Origin of the sequence: Sphingobacterium anhuiense (genome assembly GCF_042686355.1) — a bacterium.
Lineage (GTDB): Bacteria > Bacteroidota > Bacteroidia > Sphingobacteriales > Sphingobacteriaceae > Sphingobacterium > Sphingobacterium anhuiense.
Window position 1 is genome coordinate 173,869 of the sequence record NZ_JBHUPE010000003.1, and the last position, 14,617, is coordinate 188,485.

The 14,617-nt window shown below is 35.2% G+C and carries 14 protein-coding genes; 2 read left to right on the forward strand and 12 right to left on the reverse strand.

Translation table 11 applies throughout. From position 1 onward, the window contains the following. Positions 1–41 precede the first annotated feature (41 nt). The 10 genes from ACFS6I_RS05155 to ACFS6I_RS05200 form a co-directional block, all read right to left on the reverse strand. A complete protein-coding gene (locus tag ACFS6I_RS05155) occupies positions 42–485 on the reverse strand; it encodes a hypothetical protein (RefSeq protein ID WP_380918617.1) in 444 nt (147 codons plus the stop codon). A gap of 125 nt (positions 486–610) precedes the next feature. After that, positions 611–1,372: a tryptophan synthase subunit alpha gene (gene trpA / locus ACFS6I_RS05160; protein WP_380918619.1), complete on the reverse strand. Its 762-nt coding sequence runs from the start codon at positions 1,370–1,372 to the stop codon at positions 611–613. A 3-nt stretch (positions 1,373–1,375) separates the two neighbouring features. Then, complete coding sequence (gene trpB, locus ACFS6I_RS05165) at positions 1,376–2,560, reverse strand: tryptophan synthase subunit beta (RefSeq protein WP_021188818.1); 1,185 nt, start codon at positions 2,558–2,560, stop codon at positions 1,376–1,378. Beyond that, entirely contained in the window at positions 2,541–3,179 is a 639-nt protein-coding gene (locus tag ACFS6I_RS05170; RefSeq protein WP_132843743.1) for a phosphoribosylanthranilate isomerase, read from the reverse strand. Before ACFS6I_RS05170 ends, trpB begins: the two co-directional genes overlap by 20 nt. Position 3,180: 1 nt before the next feature. Beyond that, positions 3,181–4,170 (reverse strand): anthranilate phosphoribosyltransferase, encoded by a 990-nt coding sequence (gene trpD / locus ACFS6I_RS05175; RefSeq protein ID WP_168128234.1) that lies wholly within the window; start codon positions 4,168–4,170, stop codon positions 3,181–3,183. A gap of 208 nt (positions 4,171–4,378) precedes the next feature. Then, entirely contained in the window at positions 4,379–4,843 is a 465-nt protein-coding gene (locus ACFS6I_RS05180; protein WP_380918622.1) for a hypothetical protein, read from the reverse strand. Between the two features lie 80 nt (positions 4,844–4,923). Next, on the reverse strand, positions 4,924–5,145 hold the full coding sequence (locus ACFS6I_RS05185) for a DUF2795 domain-containing protein (protein WP_021188822.1): 222 nt from the start codon (positions 5,143–5,145) through the stop codon (positions 4,924–4,926). A gap of 144 nt (positions 5,146–5,289) precedes the next feature. Next, the gene (locus tag ACFS6I_RS05190) at positions 5,290–6,048 is read right to left on the reverse strand and encodes an ABC transporter ATP-binding protein (protein ID WP_021188823.1); all 759 of its coding nucleotides are present in this window, start codon (positions 6,046–6,048) and stop codon (positions 5,290–5,292) included. A gap of 29 nt (positions 6,049–6,077) precedes the next feature. Next, positions 6,078–6,821 carry a lysophospholipid acyltransferase family protein gene (locus ACFS6I_RS05195; RefSeq protein ID WP_380918625.1) on the reverse strand — a complete coding sequence of 248 codons (744 nt, stop codon included), beginning with the start codon at positions 6,819–6,821 and terminating at the stop codon, positions 6,078–6,080. A gap of 100 nt (positions 6,822–6,921) precedes the next feature. Next, positions 6,922–8,292: a dipeptidase gene (locus tag ACFS6I_RS05200; RefSeq protein ID WP_021188825.1), complete on the reverse strand. Its 1,371-nt coding sequence runs from the start codon at positions 8,290–8,292 to the stop codon at positions 6,922–6,924. 200 nt (positions 8,293–8,492) lie between these two features. Here ACFS6I_RS05200 and ACFS6I_RS05205 point away from each other — a divergent pair, with 200 nt between their 5' ends. Together ACFS6I_RS05205 and ACFS6I_RS05210 are read left to right on the forward strand one after the other, a co-directional pair. Further along, positions 8,493–11,219 carry an outer membrane beta-barrel protein gene (locus tag ACFS6I_RS05205; RefSeq protein ID WP_380918627.1) on the forward strand — a complete coding sequence of 909 codons (2,727 nt, stop codon included), beginning with the start codon at positions 8,493–8,495 and terminating at the stop codon, positions 11,217–11,219. A gap of 10 nt (positions 11,220–11,229) precedes the next feature. Further along, positions 11,230–12,024 (forward strand): GLPGLI family protein, encoded by a 795-nt coding sequence (locus ACFS6I_RS05210; protein ID WP_132773400.1) that lies wholly within the window; start codon positions 11,230–11,232, stop codon positions 12,022–12,024. Positions 12,025–12,157: 133 nt separating this feature from the next. On the opposite strand, the gene ACFS6I_RS05215 is transcribed toward ACFS6I_RS05210, so the two are convergent. Continuing rightward, positions 12,158–12,337, reverse strand: a complete 180-nt coding sequence (locus ACFS6I_RS05215; RefSeq protein WP_021188827.1) for a hypothetical protein — start codon at positions 12,335–12,337, stop codon at positions 12,158–12,160. A gap of 127 nt (positions 12,338–12,464) precedes the next feature. Then, positions 12,465–14,603 carry a S46 family peptidase gene (locus ACFS6I_RS05220; protein WP_380918629.1) on the reverse strand — a complete coding sequence of 713 codons (2,139 nt, stop codon included), beginning with the start codon at positions 14,601–14,603 and terminating at the stop codon, positions 12,465–12,467. Between the last annotated feature and the right edge of the window lie 14 nt (positions 14,604–14,617).

The window sequence follows — 14,617 nt, forward strand, 5'->3', positions numbered from 1 at the left end:
GACTTTGGTTGTCTTTAAAAGACCTATAAAAAATTTAAAAATCAGATTCTGAAGTTACAGTTTATCAAATAAGGAGAAATATCAGATGCTGATATTGGTTTATTTGACGCGAAAACACATTTGGTATTGGCAATGTTTTCAAAGTAGTTTTGATTTATAATAATCCAGTTTAATACCAGAATGGCAGGACTGATAACCGGATAAACCTTTGCACTATCCGATGAAAAATGATTGTCATCGACGTTTTTTAAATCGACAGAAACATTTTTACATTTATTATCTTCAGTCGATCTATGTTCTTCCGAAACCGGAGTTTTATGGCAGGCATCATTTTTTTTGCATAATGTACATTCTGCATGTGATGCCTCGTCTTTATTCAGGGAGATGGATTGCGTTTCTCCATGACAAAAATGAAAATACACAGTTGCACTAGTCGCCGTAAGGGAATAGTGAAAAATCAATATAAGTATGATCAACTGTTTCATTTCGACAAAGCTAATAAACAACTTGCTCTCTTGAGCATTCTTGTTGTCATATTATTGCTACAATTTTTGTTCAGTTAGTAGAAGTTTAGAAAAATAGTCCTTGATTAAGCAAGGACTATTTTTGTTTAACCTTTTATTGATTTAATAAAATTAGGAATTTCATCTAAGTAATTGTCCTTCGTTAGTAGTTTCACAAATGCTGTACCTATAATAGCTCCTGTGGCAAATGATGTAGCTTGTTCAAAAGATTGCTTATTTGAAATGCCAAATCCGATTGCAATTGGATTTGCGAGCTGCATATCTTTTATTCGCTGGAAGTAGGCAGTTGTTGTGTCTCCTACATTCAGTTCTGTCCCTGTAGTTGCATTAGAGGAGAGCAAGTAGATAAAGCTATTGGAAAGGTTATCAATCTTTCTGATACGTTCTTCTGAAGTCTGTGGGGTCACTATAAAAATATTGGCAACGTCATTCTTTTCAAATGTATCTTTATACAGTTCTTCATATTCATACATCGGTAAGTCCGGTACAATAATTCCGTCTATACCCACCTTTTTGCATTCAGCACAAAAACGTTCCACACCATATTGTAATAAAGGGTTTACATAGCCCATTAAAAACACGGGAATGGTCACATGCTTACGTAACTCTTTCAATTGTTCAAAAAGAATTTCTACTGTCATGCCATTCTTTAAAGCAACCTCGGAGCTATGCTGAATAGTGGGGCCATCGGCAACAGGATCTGAATAAGGGAAACCGATTTCTAAAAAATCAGCACCTGATTCCTCCAGCTTTTTGGCAATAGTTACTGTGCTATCAAGTGTTGGGTAACCAGCAGTATAATATATCGATAAGAGACCTTGATCCCCTGTTTTTTTTATTTTTCTCATCGTTTAAAAGCCAAAATATTTCATGTAATTGTCCAGATCTTTATCTCCGCGTCCTGACAGACAGATGACCACAGTATCATCTGGTTTTAAATCCATTTTTTCTAAGTATGCTAAAGCATGAGCACTTTCAATAGCAGGAATAATTCCTTCCAGTCTTGTGAGCAACAATCCTGCTTCCATTGCCTCTTTATCCGTCACGCTCACATAATTGCCGCGTCCGGATTTAAATAACCAGGCGTGCTGTGGACCAATTCCAGGATAGTCTAATCCCGCAGATATGGAGTATGGTTCTATAACCTGTCCATCTGGAGTCTGCATCAGCAATGATCGGCTTCCATGTAATACACCTTCTTTTCCTAGTGCCGTTGTTGCGGCAGACTCGCCAGAATCAACGCCCAATCCAGCAGCTTCTACAGCAATCAGCTTTACTGATTCTTCATCTACAAAGTGATAAAACATTCCTGCAGCATTCGATCCTCCACCTACACATGCTATTGCATAGTCAGGATTGGATTTGCCTGTTTTTTCTAAGAGCTGTTTTTTTGTTTCTTCAGATATGATAGACTGAAAACGAGCAACCATATCTGGGTAGGGGTGAGGCCCTACTACAGAACCAATGATATAATGTGTGTCAACGGGATTGTTTATCCAATCTCGTAAAGCTTCGTTAGTAGCATCTTTTAAAGTTTTGCTTCCCGATTGTGCTGGTACTACTTGCGCTCCCATCATCTTCATTCTGGCAACATTTGGTGCTTGGCGCTCAATATCGATGGCGCCCATGTAGACCACACATTCTAATCCTTTTAATGCACATACAGTAGCAGTAGCAACACCGTGTTGCCCAGCTCCCGTTTCAGCTATGATCCTTTTCTTTCCTAGTCGCTGTGCAAGTAAGATTTGACCAATTGTATTGTTTATTTTATGAGCACCTGTATGATTTAGATCTTCTCTTTTTAAATATATATTACTCCCATATTTCTCGGATAGACGGCCTGCATAGTATAAAGGTGATGGTCTACCGACATAATCTCTTAGAAGTTGATTAAACTCTTCCTGAAAACTGGGTTCTTGAATAATATCTAAATATTTTTGACGCAGTTCTTCTACATTAGGGTATAGCATTTCTGGAATGTAAGCACCTCCAAATTGACCATAATATCCTTTTTCATTAACCTGGTACTTGCTCATAATTCATGTTTTTCAATGTCTGTTCTAATAATTCTACATTTTTTATTCCTGACTTAAATTCAAATTTTGAATTTAAATCGAGACCGTATAAACGAGGATCGGAAATCTGGCTTGCCTCTCTTATATTTTCAGCACTTAAACCACCACTTAAAAAATAGGGTTTCTCTAAGGGGTAGTTCCTCAATAAATCCCAGTCAAAGTGTATTCCCGAACCGCCATGGTTACTAGTCTTAGTGTCAAATAAGAAATAATCAGCAACCGATTCGTATGCGTTGAGAGATTGCCAATCAAAGTTTTCGTCAATACCAAAAGATTTGATGACTAGAATATCTTTAGATTTTAACCTAAGACAAAAATCAGGATCCTCATGACCATGTAACTGAATTCCGGCTAATCCGTAATCACTGATTTTTTGTAGAATTTCCTGCTCGCTGGCATTTACAAAAACACCTATTTTTTTTATTCCTGGGATTGCCTTTATAAAATGGGCATCCAAAGCACTGACATATCGTTTTGATTTTTCATAGAAAATCAAACCCATATAATCGATCGGTAATTTAATGAGATCTAGCATGTTATCCAGATCTTTCATGCCACAAACTTTAATTTTTAAGCTCATGTTATTTATTTATAAGTTTTTTGAAACTATTGAATGCTCTTCCGCTTTTAAGTGATTCTTCTGCTTCGGCCAAACAAGCTGCAAATGTTTTTTGCGGATCAAATGTATTGATAGCAAAAGCGGCATTTGTAAGTACTACGTTATTTTGAATGTCATTACCATCATTGCTTATAATTTTCAAAAATGTGTCTGCCGCTTCATTGATTGTTTCCCCACTAGCTAAAGAAGCTGGTGCAACAATATCAAAGCCAAGTTCAGGAATACTATAGTATTTTTCTCCAGCATTGGTTATAACTTTGAAATCACCTGTAAGTGATATCTCATCGTATCCATCCAGTGCATGTATAATCGAATATTGTTTTACTGAATCTTGATAGAGGTATCCATACAATCTTGCAAGCTCTAGACTAAAAACACCTACGGATTGAAATTTTGGATTCGCAGGATTCGTCAAAGGGCCTAGCATGTTAAAGAATGTTTTAACGGCCAACGCTTTTCGAATAGGTGCTACCGTCTTCATCGCAGGATGAAATAAAGGGGCATGTAAGAAGCAAATGTTAGCCTCATCCAGTTGTCTGTTTAGCTCGCCTTTATCGTTTGTAAATTGATAGCCCAAATATTCCATAACATTGGAAGAACCACAGCCCGATGAGACGCCGATATTACCATGTTTAGCGACATGATAACCTGCTCCAGCTACAACAAAAGATGCTAATGTAGAAATGTTGAAAGTGTTTTTTCCATCTCCACCTGTACCACATAAATCGATTAAATCATAACCGCTGAAGTCAAGCTGAAGACATAGATCGTACATCGCATCTCTAAATCCACCAAGTTCTTCCACACGGATACTTCGCATGCCGTAAGCTGTCATGAATGCAGCGATCTGATGGCTATCATATTTGCCCTCTGTGATATTGATGAGGATATCATAAGCCTCTTTTCTGCTGAATGATTTATATTCAAATAAATGCGCTAATATTTTTTTCATGGTATTGTTAAAATAAAAAAAGGCTTACCTAAAAAGGCAAGCCTACTATTTTGATGTATAGATAAATCTAAGCAATAGTTCTTTGCCACAACAGTTTAACTGTTATGCCACCACCAAGACTTATTTAATACGTTTATATTCATTTCTTTATTGTAATAGCAAATATGGTTGATTATTTTAAAAAAAGCAAGTGATTTAGCGAATAATTTTAATATGTGACAAAATGTGCTAAATTATTTCCTTTTGAGACTAAAGTAAAGGATGCAATTTTGTCTGCTTCAAGATAAAGGGATACAATGAGCCTGTCTTTTATTTTAAGAAAGTAAATGTTCGACGCATTTTTTCCTTCTAAGTCGATATCCCTAGTTTCCTTTTTAGGAAGCTGATGATAGTTGAGATACTGAATTTGACTAATATCTTTCATCTGTATATTGAGACGGACTTCGTTTAGACTTGCTTCGAGATATTCAAAATATTCATCCGTAAGCTTTTTGTTGATGATGATGTGCTGACTTAAGATCACATCGGTAGCAATATTGGGGTCATTAAGAGCAGTGACAAATTTCTTGACAATAGCCAAATTGGAATCAGGGACCCTGTTTTCCTGTGCAAAATTGATATTGGGAATCAGAAATGCCAAAAGTATACATGCACTTTTAAGATATGTTATCATATAATGATAAGACTGCTATTTAGTGAAAAGGATTAAACCGTATAAAAAATGCCTTACAATTCAATGTAAGGCATTTTTTATTAATACTCGTCTTCGTTAAAGAAGAAATCATCCTTTGTAGGATAATCTGGCCAAATTTCTTCTATATTCTCGTAAGGCTCACCGTCGTCTTCTAAATCTTGTAAATTTTCGATTACTTCAACAGGAGCACCAGAACGAATACCATAGTCGATTAATTCATCTTTTGTTGCCGGCCAAGGGGCATCTTCTAAATGTGAAGCTAACTCTAATGTCCAATACATAATAAAAACAGATTAAGTTTTCAATTTTCGCAAAAATATAATTTAATTTGTCTTTAGCAAGTTATTTGACATTTATTTTTTTATTAACAATTTAACTTATTGATATTCAGTTTGAAAAAATACACTAACGTTGTACTCATCTTTCTAAATATTTTCAAAATCATCACCTTTTTCTTCTAATGCTGATAGTCTTGGAGAAACGGATTTGATATCTGTATTTGGATAATCGGCTTCTATAAGTCCATCTCTCATGCGGACGATTCGATGTGCATGCTGTGCAATATCTTCTTCGTGAGTGACCAATATGATGGTATTTCCCTTAGAATGGATTTCTTCTAAAAGCCCCATGATTTCGATAGAAGTCTTTGTGTCAAGATTTCCTGTAGGTTCATCCGCAAGAATAATGGATGGGTTGTTTATTAATGCACGGGCAACTGCTACACGCTGGCGTTGACCACCTGATAACTCATTCGGACGATGATCAACACGATTTCCTAATCCGACACTATTTAAAGCCTGTGTTGCTTTTTCCTCCCGTACACTTTGTTTAATCCCTGCATAAATTAGTGGAAGTGCAACATTTTCCAATGCTGTGCTTTTGGGTAAAAGATTGAATGTTTGAAAAACAAATCCAATCTCCTTATTCCGAACTTCAGCCAGTTCATCATCTGTCATATCACTGACATTGATGCCATTTAATATATAATCACCATAATTAGGAGTGTCTAAGCAACCTAAAATATTCATTAATGTTGACTTTCCAGATCCAGATGGACCCATTAAAGCTACAAATTCACCTTTCTTTATATTTAAAGAAACAGATTTTAACGCATGAATAGTCTCTGTTCCTATTGTATATTGTCGAGCGATTTCTTGAATTTCAATTAATGTTGCGGAAGCCATAGCAAACTTGTTTAAATTTGGTGTTCAAATTACAATTTATTCTGCAATTTCCAATGTGAAAGCATTTTATTGTAAACGTAATTTTCTAATTCAGAAGCATTTTGTTCATCATAATTGTCTGTATTAATCGGAGCAAATACTTGCACTTTTACGATGCCTGGATGCGATCCTAATTTATGACCGTCATCCCATAAAATTTCCCAGGCATTTTCAATGACAATCGGGATTATTGGAATATTATTCTCAATTGCCAAACGAAATGCACCAGATTTAAAAGGATGTATAGTAGGTGGATACTGCTCATCAATTTTTCCTTCCGGAAAAATGGCAAGAGATTTTCCCTCCTTAAGCATTTCATTAGCCTTTTTAAAAGATCTGAAAGAAGCCATTCTGCTCTTACGATCGACCGGGATATCAATTGTTTTAAAAAATATGCGTGTTACGGGGTTTTTCAATAACTCTGCTTTTCCAATAAAACTAATAGCTTTCTGGGATATAAAAGTCATCGCCGTGATGTCTAAAACGGAAGTATGGTTGGCACATAGGATATAAGGTTTGGACCAGTCAATTTTTTCTTCAAACTTTACGCGGTAAAAAATACCGGCACCATATGAACCAATGAGACTCATCCATCTCCTGAGGTAAGCGATTTGATTATAGTTTTTGGATGCATTTCTTGCATATAGCCATATGATGGGAAAAAGACAACAGAATACAATAAAAACACTGGCAAAATAAAAATAGCGATGCAGTTTCTTCAGAATTTTAATCATTCAATAATATTTTTATACAAGATAGCTTTACGTAAGGAGAGCAATATAATAAAAAAGGGGTTCAAATTAGCGAACCCCTTTCTGTATTTTGTGCAGGTAGCTATTTACTTAATGCAGCATAATATTTATGAAACAAAGGAATAGTTGAAATACCTTTAAGATAATTTTCAATACCATATTTCTCGTTCGGAGAATGTAGGTTGTCACTATTTAATCCGAAACCAAGAAGCACAGTTTTTAAGCCTAAAACTTCCTCAAATAAGGCTACAATAGGAATTGAACCTCCGCCGCGGGTTGGGATCGGTTTTACCCCAAATGTGTCCGTTAATGCTTTCTCAGCAGCTTTGTAAGCGACACTATCAGTTGGAGTTACAACCGGTTCGCCACCATGATGCGGTTTAACTTCGACTTGTACATTTTTGGGAGCAATTGCTTCGAAATGTTTTTTAAATAAGTCTGTAATGCGCTGTGAATTTTGATTTGGAACTAATCGCATCGAAATCTTGGCATATGCTTTCGAAGGAAGTACAGTTTTTGCACCTTCACCAATATAACCTCCCCAAATACCGTTCACTTCTAAAGTCGGGCGAGTACCTGTACGTTCAATTGTTGAATATCCTTCTTCTCCCCATAGCTCTTGAACACCTAAATCTTTTTTATATGCTTCGATTTCGAATGGCGCTTTATTGAGCTCATCGCGTTCTTCCTGAGATAGTTCGACGACATCATCGTAAAATCCTGGAATGGCAATATGATTGTTCTCATCATGTAGAGATGCGATTAATTTTGCTAAGATTGTAGCTGGGTTTGCAACTGCGCCCCCGTAAACACCAGAGTGTAAATCTCTATTTGGACCAGTTACTTCAACTTCAACATAAGATAATCCTCTTAATCCAGTTTCTAAAGATGGAGTTTCCAGACTGATCATCGATGTGTCAGAAATAACAATTACGTCAGCTTTTAATTTTTCCTTATTTTCTTTTACAAAAGTTCCAAGGTTAGCAGAACCAACTTCTTCTTCTCCCTCGATCATGAATTTAATATTGCACGCAAGTGCATTATTTTTCATCATATATTCAAATGCTTTTACATGCATATAGAATTGTCCCTTATCATCAGCAGAACCACGCGCGTAAATTTTACCATCACGTACTGTTGGCTCAAATGGTGGCGTATCCCACAATTCATATGGATCAGCAGGTTGCACATCATAATGCCCATAGGTTAATACCGTAGGTAAAGCAGGATCGATAATCTTTTCTCCATATACAATCGGATTACCTGCTGTTTGACAGATTTCTACATGATCTGCGCCAGCCTCCTTTAACTTTTGTGCTACAAATTCTGCCGTTTTTTCGATATCACCTTTAAATTTTGGATCAGCACTTACTGACGGAAGACGTAATAAATCAAACAACTCATCTAAAAATCGTTGTTTGTTCGCCTCAACATATTCTTGTATAGTTTGCATAGTATGAATGTATTTAAAACAAAAATAGGTAAAACATTATAATTTCACCTTGGTAATTATGGTTTTAGAGGCATAATTAAAGGATTTAAAAAAAAGTTATAAAAAGTTGTAACATTTCTATTGAAAGCCTATCTAATAGGGGTAACTATACAATATATTTGTGCAGTTTTATTAACCAAAGTGATAATTATAGTTTTTAGATGAAAAGAAAAACGATTTTCCATTTGTTGTTGCTATTACCGATGCTTGTGAGCTTTTGCTTTGCTCAGAGTAAAATTCAAGGTAAAATTAGTGATGCCAAAGATCAGCAGAAGTTGTCAAATGCAACAGTCATGCTTTTGAGTGCCAAAGACTCTATTCTTTTAGACTTTACCAGATCTGATGAAAATGGTAATTTTTCGTTAAGTACACCCGTACAAAGTGAAGCAGTACTTATTGTAAGTTATCCCAAATATGGAGACTATTATACCGAAATTTTACCAAATCAAGATTATTCAGCATTAAAGGTTGGTTTGACAAGTACAGCGCAACTTTTACAAGAAGTTATCGTAACAGGTCGCATTCCGATTACTATTAAAGGAGATACTACGGAGTATGATGCAGGTAGCTTTAAAGTGGAAAAAAATGCTAAAGTTGAAGATTTATTGAAAGTATTGCCGGGTATTACGGTTGATGCATCTGGAAAGATTACTGCACAAGGTAAAACTGTGAAAAAGGTTTTAGTCGACGGTGAAGAATTCTTTGGCGATGATCCGACATTAGTGACACGTAACATACGTTCAGATATGGTTGATAAAGTGCAGGTCTACGAAAAGAAATCAGAACAAGCAGAGCGTACAGGGGTGGATGATGGTCAACGAGAGCAAACCATTAATGTGAAACTAAAAGACGGCGCCAAAAATGGCATGTTTGGTAAAGCGCTAGTAGGTGGTGGAACAGATCAATACTACATGGGGCAGCTGATGGTTAATAAGTTTAAAGGTTCGCAAAAAATATCAGCTTATGGTCTATTTGGTAACAATGGTACTACATCGATGAATTGGCAAGATGCAGAGAAATATGGGGGCGATTCCGGAGTAAGTTATGGTGACGATGGATCGATGTCCTGGTCAAGTTTTACTGATCCATTCTCTGGCCAGGGTGTAATTGGTGTCCCAAGAGCAATTAATTCAGGCATTAACTTTTCAGACAAATTTGATAAAAACAAGCATAACGTAAATATCAATTATAAATATGGCCGTATCAGTAGTGATGGTCAAGATGAAACCTTGATGAGTGGTCTTATCAACAGCCGTACTGTAAAAACTGTAGATACGGAAAATGATCAACATCGTGTAAATTTGAAATACGATCTTAACTTTGACTCCTTAAATACATTGACAATTCGTGGAGGAGCATCGCAAAAGAACCTTTGGTCTGATAATAAGCGCGAAGCGTACCAATTTTCTGAAAAATTGGATACAGTAACAACTGAAAATACAAGAGAAGTTGCGGACAATAAGGTTAAAGCATTTAATTTAAGTGCGTTGTTTACTCATAAATTTAAGAAAAAAGGAAGATCATTGACATTTAGTGGAGAGACAAGGAAAGATGAAACTACTGGTGGAGGGTCTCTATATTCAAAAGTTCGTAAATATGATGTTGGACAAGATTCTATTACTGATCAGCGAAAAAATAGAGAACAGAGGGTAACAAATAACCGAGCATCTTTAACCTATACAGAACCGCTATCTAAAGTTTTAAATATGTCAGTTGGTGGAGGAATCGAAAGTAATAAAAGTTCTTCTTTGGTGGAATCATTTAATGAATCCTCTTCAGGAAATTACGATCAATTGGATAAACGTTTTAGTAATAATTATGATTTTAATAGAACAAGCAGTAATTATAAACTGGCTTTCGGTTATACAACGGAAAAGTTAAGATTAAATTTTACGAATAGTTTCAATAATGATGATTTAGAGCAACGGAATAACGATACGAAAGAACAGTTTTCCAGAAACTTCTTCACTTATAATCCTTCATTAGGTGGTGGTTATTCATTTACTAAAAGTAAGCAGTTGTGGTTTAATTACAATGGACGTAATCAATTACCTGCTTTAAATCAAATCCAGCCAATACTTGATAACTCAGATCAATTGAATCGTTATCTAGGTAATGAGAATTTGAAACCATCTTTTAGTCATAATGTAAATTTAGGTTATAATACATTTAAGTTATTGACCGGAAGTTATGCATATGTAGGTGGAAATGTAAATGTAGTAAAAGATCCTATTTCTCAGAACATCACTACTGCGAATGGTATAAATACCTACGAATGGAATAATATAATAGGAAAAACTAATCTATCTGCCAATTTTTGGTCCGGTTATTACTTTAAGTTGAATAAAAAATTGGGATTGAGTAACTCGCCACAATTATCATTGTCAACATCGGAAAATTATAATTTCTTCAATGGTGAACTGAATAAAGTAAATACAACCAATTATAATTTTACTTACACGTTGACTCGTGATACAAAAACCGGGCTAAACTTTAATATTAATCTAAGTCCGCAATACCGTGTTATGGAGTCTAACTTACAGCAAAATACGAACAGTAATGGTTTTGTATTCGGTTCTTCTGGAAGTGTAGAATACTTTTTTACAAAAACACTTAAGGTATATACCAACTACGATTATACTTACGAGGCTGCAACGAAAGCGTTTGACCAGAAGTTTGATCAATTTTTACTTCATCCAGGAGTTAGTAAGAAATTCTTGAAAAATGAATCTTTGATTTTAGATTTTACAGTTAATGATGTCTTAAATCAAAATAAAGGCTTTAGCAGATCGGCCTCTAGCTCTGTATTTACGCAAAGAAGATATGATACGATCAGACGTTACTATATGTTAAAGCTATCATGGGATTTTACAAAAATGTTTTTATAAGATGAAACACATGAAAATACTAAATTACGGTATACTTTTTATACTCTTATGTTGTAGTACGCTTGCTAAAGCACAGTATACACTTTTTTCTAAGGTCGGTACCATTTCGTTTGATAAAACGATGTATATGAAGAACATCGTTAATAAACAGTTTATTGCCAAAGCTGATGGTAATTCCAGAACTCAGTTTGAACAGATGCTTCCAAATATTCCAGAGAATGTTGTCTTAAAGAAGACCCTTAAATTCAATGGAAATGAAACACTATTTCAACCGGTCGCTGGACAGGAATTGGATATGAAAGCAAAGCAACTGATTATGATGTTTGCTTTGGACTTTGATGCGCAGACTTTATCAAATTTAGCAACGAAAGATTATAAACGTTTTAATGATATGATGGGTGATAAAATTATCATTCAGGACTCCGTTAAAAAAATTCAATGGCGTATTACTGATGAGTATCGCGATATTGCAGGTTACACATGTCGACGGGCAAATGGGTTTACTTCAGATTCAACTTATGTAATAGGGTTCTATGCAAATGAAATTCCAGTTAGTGGAGGCCCTGAGTCTATAAGTGGTTTGCCGGGTATGATTTTGGGTCTCGTGGTACCAAGTCAACACGTATCTTATTTTGCTACGCAGGTAGAATTGAGCAATACTATTGTGATGGATAAGAAGGTTTTTGAAAATAAGAAAACTAAAACCATGAGCCGTAAGCAAATGATTGATCAATTTACATCCACTATATCGCAATGGTTGAACAAAGATACCGTAAAATATATTATGCAATTAGCTACTTTGTAATTGTAGAACCACGTTGTATATAATTTAAAAAGCCCTTAAACATTACATTTAAGGGCTTTTTAATATTAAAAAATAATAGCAAAATAAAAGGCGCTTTTAAAGCGCCTTTTATTTTGATTAAGATAAATAAAAACTATTTACCGTCATTTTTCTTAGCAGTAACTTCATTACGAATTTCTTGTGCTAATGTTTTAATGTCTTGTAATCCTTTGCGTACACGAGTACCTGCAGCAGAGTTACCATTGTTGAAAAATTTGTCTGCATCTCCTTCGATTGATGCTACTAACTCTTTTAATTTTACGTAGTTTTCCATTTTAATAATTATAATTTTAGTTTTATGGTCTTGTTTATTACTCTAATTAACACAATAAATATACAAAAACCAATTTAATAGAAAATATTTTTTCAGAAAAATTTCTGTTAAAAATTGTGAAATATGATTATTCTACAATTTTTAATTCACTAATGATATTGGTAGCTCCAGCAAATTTGTCAATTACAAATAAAACGTAACGAATATCTACAGATATCGTGCGTTGCAATTTGTTATCAAAAATAACATCACCTGCCATCGCTTCAATATTACCATCAAAAGCCAAGCCAATTAGTTCGCCATTTCCATTTATTACAGGAGAACCTGAATTTCCACCAGTTATATCATTGTCGCTTAAGAAGTTAACTGGAAGATATCCAGCTTTATCTGCATAGCGACCGTAATCTTTACTGTTTTGCAAATCAATCAATCTCTGAGGCAAATCAAACTCTTCGTCTCCTTTTTTGTACTTAGCAATAGTGCCTTTCAAAGTCGTATAGAAGTTTTGTGCAGCATCATTACGTTTATCTGCAGGCAATGATTTAATAGAACCGTATGTTAAACGTAACGTGCTATTAGCATCAGGATAGAATTTTCCTTTTGGATTAGATGCTAATACGCCAGCAACATATTTACGGTGTGCAGCCTCGAATTTATCCGTTGCTTCTTTATCTGAAGGCGAAGACTCACGGTATTTATTTAATAATGCTGTCGATAATTTGTACAATGGATCGTTATCCAACGCTAACGCTGTCGGATTGTCTAAAAAGTTATTAAGTCTTTCTTCGGAAGCAAAAATACTATTTTTGACAGCTTCACGAATATATGATGTTAGATCATTGTTGTTTTTACCAGCTAGTTCTGCAACATAAGGAGCGATGTTGCCACCTTTTTTTGCATATAGGTTCAATTCATCAATCAATACATCTTCCTCTAGAGGTAAGTATAATTTCTCATAACTTGAAGCAATTGCTCCTTGCAACTTCGGTAATAACTCTTTACGTTTTGCCTCATTAGACTTTACATATAAATCCAATCCATTTCCGATTGAAAACGGTAAAGCGGCTAATGTACTTGAACGGATCATACCACTTAAATAGTTATCATGACGCGCTTTTTCATTCGTAGCGGCATAATATGCGTTAATCGTAGCAATTACATCACCATATTCTGCTTTATTCTCTTTTTTATTAGCCCATTTGTTAAATTTAGCCTCATCTTGAGCTTTTGTTACCGCAGTTTTGTGCAATGTTAAAGCGTCGATCATTCCTTGGCGATTTTTCCAGTAGTTAGCTACTTGAGAATATTTAGAAGCATAATTGATTTTAACAGCTTGATCTTTGTCCATGTATTTTTTCATGGCATCCATTCCTGTTTTTGATGCTTCTACCCAAGCAGGGTAAGCAAACTTTACATTTTGATCAATTCCCCCTGCAGGCATCCAACGATTTGTACGACCAGGGTATCCTAATATCATAGCAAAATCACCTTCTTTAAAACCCTTTAAGCTGATCGGTAAGAAGTGTTTTGGTTTTAAAGGAACATTTTCCTTAGCATATTCTGCTGGGTTACCATTCTTGTCTCCATATACACGGAAGATAGAAAAGTCTCCTGTGTGGCGTGGCCATTCCCAGTTGTCCGTATCACCACCAAATTTACCAATGCTGTTAGGAGGAGTTCCTACTAAACGGACATCGTTAAAATCTTGATAAACGAAATAATAATATTCATTGCCATTGTAAAATGATTTCACATTGACGATGTATTTACCGTTTTCGCTGTTTTCTTTTTCGATCTTAGCGATCTCCTGATTAATGATTTTTTGACGTTCAGATTCAGACATTTTATCATTTACTAATGACAAAATTCTTTTTGAAACATCATCCATACGAACAAAGAAGCGAACGAATAAAGATTTTGGCTTTAATTCTTCAGATTTTGTTTTTGCCCAGAAACCATTTGTTAAGTGGTCATTTTCAGGAGTTGATAATTCTGCAATTGCACCATATCCACAGTGGTGATTTGTGAATACTAAGCCTTGGTCAGAAACAATTTCTGCAGTACAACCACCATTGAATTGTACGATTGCGTCTTTTAAACTAGAATTGTTGATGCTGTAGATTTCTTCAGCCGTCAGTTTCAATCCTTTCTTTTGCATATCAGCTTCATTAAGTCGCTTCAAGTGCATTAAGAACCACATTCCTTCATCTGCGAATGTGGTCATACTTGCTGTGATAAGCAGCAATAAGATCCATAATTTTTTCATACAAACTTGATAAA